Raw genomic sequence first — 4,452 nt, 5'->3', positions numbered from 1 at the left:
GATATATAATTTTAGATAATAATATGATAATAATTTCTATTATATGTTTTATATTATCAATAATTGGAGGATATTTAGCATCAGTAGGTTCTTCAACAGATTATATAATTAAAAGATTCGGAAGAGATGGTAACACTTTATTTATATCTTCAAACTCTAAAGAAGCGGAAAATAGTAAAGAGATTTTAGATATAAAAATACCAGCAAGTTTAATTGATAATTTTGAAATGACTGAAAAAGATAAGGAAAGAATGGCTAGAAATATTGAAAAAATCAAATTGGAAGGATTACCGTTTCATCCAGATATGCCTGTAAGCATTTCTGAGAGCAAAGCTGTTATTCCAAATAAGGAAGCAATTATAAAAAGGGCGGCTGCAATGCAAATGACAGGTGTTGTTTCAGAATTGTATAATGAATTTGGAGAAAATGCACAAGAAAATATAAATCAAGTCTTAGAAATGTTTAATCAAAAATATGGAATTAAAGAAATTTTAACAGATGAAGAAAGAAAATATTTAGAAAAATATACAGATGATGAAATAGTGCAGACAAACTTTAACTGGCGTTATGAATGTCCACCTGTATTATTATGGTCATTATCTTTGAAAGAATTGACAGATTTGAATACAATTTGTGATTTCAGAAAAACAATAGAATATTTTATGGAAAATGATTTAGAAACGTTGATGAATAAAGCAGAATTACGTTCAAAAGATGAAATAATGGATATGCTTGATTATTTGTACAGGCTTAACTGGAGTGCAGTGGAACTGAGAATACGTCCTGAAAATCATAATAACAAGAAATTCCCTTATGATGAAAGTATTATTCATTTTAGAAGATTAGCATTAGAATGGCTTGTACAGCCTGAAAAAAGTATTGAGGATATTGAAGCGGAGATGCATACTTAGAAATTTTATTATAAACTTTTTGAAACACTAGAATATGAATGTTATTATTGAAAAATAAGAGAAGTATGAGAATTTGAAAGGAGTTAAATTGATGAGAAAAAATATAAGTGGAAATTCTCCGTGGGAGGACATTGTAGGATATTCGAGAGCAGTAAGGATAGGAAATATTTTTGAAATAGCAGGAACAACAGCCGTTAAGGATGGAAAGCCTTATGCAGCAGGAAATGCCTATGAACAGACAAAATATATTCTTGAAAATATAAAAAAGGTTCTTGAAAAGGAAGGATTGGGGTTAAAAAATGTTATTAGAACAAGAATGTTTGTTACAGATATTTCAAAATGGGAAGAATATGGAAAAGCACATGGAGAATTTTTTAGGAACATTAAACCAGTTGCAACAATGGTAGAGGTGTCTTCATTAATTGATAAGGAATTGATGATAGAAATAGAAGTAAGTGCAGTTGCTGATTAAGAAATAAATAGAAAAGTTATAAATCTCAAAATTAGAGAGAAAATAAAACAATTGAAAAGGAAAATTTTATGATAACTAAAAAAACAGTATTTTCAGTTTTAGGAATTTTAGCAATATTTTTTATAATCTGCCTAATTTATGCACATTATGAATATACACAGCTCAAGGTCAGAACGATAGAAATTGCTTCAAAAGATATTCCACAAGAATTTGATCGAAAGAAGATTGTCTTTGCGGCAGATTTTCAGCTAGATACTTATGCGAGATTTAATCAGAAGCAGCTTGACAGGATTATTGATTTGATAAACAAGCAGGAAAAGGATATTATAATTCTGGGTGGTGACTATACTAACTGGACTGGTAAAATTCCACGATTTTACAAAGGAATGGAAAAGTTGGAAAAGCCTAAATATGGAATTTATGCAGTTTTGGGAAATCATGATTATAATTCTGTGGAAAAAAATATGGCTGGACTGAAAAGCCTTGGGTACAAAGTGCTGGTAAATGAAAATGACAAAATAACAGTAAATAAACAGAGTATTTACATTTCAGCAGTTGACGATTTACTAAAAGGGAAACCTGATGCACAGAAGGCGCTTAATGGCATAAAAAAAGATGATTTTAATATCTTCATCACACATAATCCTGATTATTTTGAAGAAATGACAAATGAACAGAAGGAAAGATCAGACATGACTTTGGCAGGGCATACTCACGGTGGACAGATAACATTGTTTGGATTAATTTTATGGGCAGAAATTAAGCATCCGTGGAAATATGGGTATGGCTTGAAGGAATATGATGGACATAAAATTTATACTACTTCAGGTGTTGGCGGCGGAGCTTTTGAAATGTTTATAAGATTTTTTGCACAGCCTGAAATTGTAGTGCTAAAATTGAAAAAAATTTAAATATATACGTAAAATCAAATAAATAAAGTACTATAATAGTTTGTTGGCAGCCAGATTATTTGATTATGAATAGGATGAATAAATAATGGAAAAAATTTTAATAACAGGAGCAAGTTCAGGAATTGGTAAAGAATTGGCAAAAAAATTAGCAATTAAAAGTAAAAAAATGTATTTGCTGGCAAGATCTTCTGATAAACTGAATTTATTGAAAAAAGAACTGGAAGAAAAAAATCCCTTAATTGAATGTATTTGTATAGAATATGATTTAGCAGATATAGATAATTTAAGAAATATTGTTGAAAATTGTGATGTTGATTTGGTTATTAATTGTGCTGGTTTTGGAAAAATTACAGATTTTTTGAAATTGAGTGATAAAGAAGATTTGGATACTGTGAATGTGAATTTTGTTTCTCCGTTAATTTTAACTAAAAAATTTTCAGAAAAATTTTTGCAAAAAGGGAAAGGAATAATTTTAAATGTATGTTCAACAGGTGCTTTATATCAGCATCCGTATATGGCAGTTTATAGTTCGGCAAAATCTGCATTATTACATTATTCTTTGGCGTTAGATGAAGAATTGGCGCATAAAAACAAAGATGTGAGAGTTTTATCAGTTTGCCCCGGTCCAACGGCAAGTAATTTTTTTGATAAGAATACACAGGAAAAATTTGGAAGTTCTCAAAAATTTATGATGAGTTCGGAAGAAACGGCGAAAAAAATTATAAAAGCGATGGAAAAAGGAAGAAAATTTTCCATTATTGGCTTTAGGAATAGAGTGTCCATATTTTTAATAAATTTATTGCCAATTTCGTTACAGCTAAGGTTAGCAGGATTAGTCTTGAAAAAGGTGATTAAATGACAGTATTGTTTAATTTTTTATTGATATTGGCAGTAATCTTGCTCATTTTAAAATTAATATTTTCTTTTGTTTACTTTAAAAGAATAAATAGTCTAGAAAAAAATAAGATAGATGAGAGCAAATACACAGTAGTTCAACCTATTTTGTCTGGAGATATAAGATTGGAAGATGATTTATCTGCTAATTTAAAAAATACTGATGACATGAAATTTATTTGGCTTGTCGATAAAAATGACTGTTTAGCAAGACAGACAGTTGAAAATATTTTAAAAAATAAAAATTATTCTAGCAGAGTTGAAGTCTATTACTTAGACGATGTTCCGCAAGAAGTAAATCCCAAAGTATTTAAATTATCGCAAGCTATAAAGAAAATAAAAACAGAATATACGGTAATTTTAGATGATGATGCAGTTATTGACAGAAAAAAACTGGATGAATTAAGTATTTATGAAAAAGATAAGGCTGAATGGATAGTAACTGGGATTCCTTATAATTATAATATTAAAGGCTTCTATTCAAAATTAATCTCGGCTTTTATAAATTCTAATTCTATTTTTTCATACTTTTCTATGTCTTTTTTAAAGGAAAATAAGACTATAAATGGAATGTTTTATATTTTAAGGACTGATATTTTAAAAAAATATTCTGCTTTTGAAGAGATAAAATATTGGCTATGTGATGATTTGGCACTTGCAACTTATTTACTTTCCAAAAATGTAAAAATTATACAAAGTACTATTTTTTGCAATGTGAGAAATACTGTTCCAAATTTTAGAAAATATATTCTTCTTATGAAAAGATGGCTTTTATTTAGCAATGTTTATATGAAAAATGCATTTTCCATTAAATTTTTATTTATAATATTATTGCCTGTATTCTTACCAGCTATTCTATTATTTTTAAGTTTTTATTTTGGAATAAATCATTTTATCATGATAATAGTGCTATTTGTAGGAAAGGTTGGATTGTTCCATATAGTGAGATTATTTATTTATCAGCCAGAAATACAAAAGAAAGGTAATTTTTTTCATAAGGCTGATGAATTGCCGTATGAGTTAGCAAGTGAATTTTTATTGCCTTTTATACTTGTCTATACTCTTTTAACACCGCCTGTGATTATATGGAGAAATAAAAAAATTAGAGTTAAAGATGGGAAGATACATTATGAAATTTAAAGAAGTTTTTTCCAATTCTGTGAAGAAAGTCATTGGTAGCTTGATGGGGATGGCATTGAATCTATAAATTACCTTGGGCAGTGTGGCCATACTGCCCAAGGTAATTTATAGATTCAATGCCATC

The 4,452-nt window shown here is 28.6% G+C and carries 5 protein-coding genes; all 5 read left to right on the top strand.

The genetic code is table 11. The features are described from left to right. A partial coding sequence (locus tag Q0370_RS08685) for a DUF4272 domain-containing protein (RefSeq protein ID WP_299574701.1) occupies nt 1-911 on the top strand: 911 nt, incomplete at its 5' end. Nucleotides 912-1,002: 91 nt separating this feature from the next. Then, a complete protein-coding gene (locus Q0370_RS08680) occupies nt 1,003-1,383 on the top strand; it encodes a RidA family protein (RefSeq protein ID WP_299574698.1) in 381 nt (126 codons plus the stop codon). 68 nt (nt 1,384-1,451) lie between these two features. After that, complete coding sequence (locus Q0370_RS08675) at nt 1,452-2,294, top strand: metallophosphoesterase (protein ID WP_299574695.1); 843 nt, start codon at nt 1,452-1,454, stop codon at nt 2,292-2,294. Nucleotides 2,295-2,379: 85 nt separating this feature from the next. Next, nucleotides 2,380-3,153 (top strand): SDR family oxidoreductase, encoded by a 774-nt coding sequence (locus tag Q0370_RS08670; protein WP_299574692.1) that lies wholly within the window; start codon nt 2,380-2,382, stop codon nt 3,151-3,153. Then, nucleotides 3,150-4,328, top strand: a complete 1,179-nt coding sequence (locus Q0370_RS08665; RefSeq protein ID WP_299574689.1) for a glycosyltransferase — start codon at nt 3,150-3,152, stop codon at nt 4,326-4,328. The genes Q0370_RS08670 and Q0370_RS08665 overlap by 4 nt, the downstream gene beginning before the upstream one ends. Nucleotides 4,329-4,452: the final 124 nt, after the last annotated feature.

The organism is uncultured Leptotrichia sp., assembly GCF_938036635.1.
Taxonomy (GTDB): domain Bacteria; phylum Fusobacteriota; class Fusobacteriia; order Fusobacteriales; family Leptotrichiaceae; genus Leptotrichia; species Leptotrichia hongkongensis.
Note: the sequence above shows the minus strand (reverse complement) of the source record. Positions and strands in the feature narration are given on the sequence as shown.

What these genes read in the sequence shown, in the direction of transcription:
- Q0370_RS08670 (WP_299574692.1), top strand. Translation starts at nt 2,380, where the DNA reads ATGGAAAAAATTTTAATAACAGGAGCAAGTTCAGGAATTGGTAAAGAA.
- Q0370_RS08665 (WP_299574689.1), top strand. Translation starts at nt 3,150, where the DNA reads ATGACAGTATTGTTTAATTTTTTATTGATATTGGCAGTAATCTTGCTC.
- Q0370_RS08680 (WP_299574698.1), top strand. Translation starts at nt 1,003, where the DNA reads ATGAGAAAAAATATAAGTGGAAATTCTCCGTGGGAGGACATTGTAGGA.
- Q0370_RS08675 (WP_299574695.1), top strand. Translation starts at nt 1,452, where the DNA reads ATGATAACTAAAAAAACAGTATTTTCAGTTTTAGGAATTTTAGCAATA.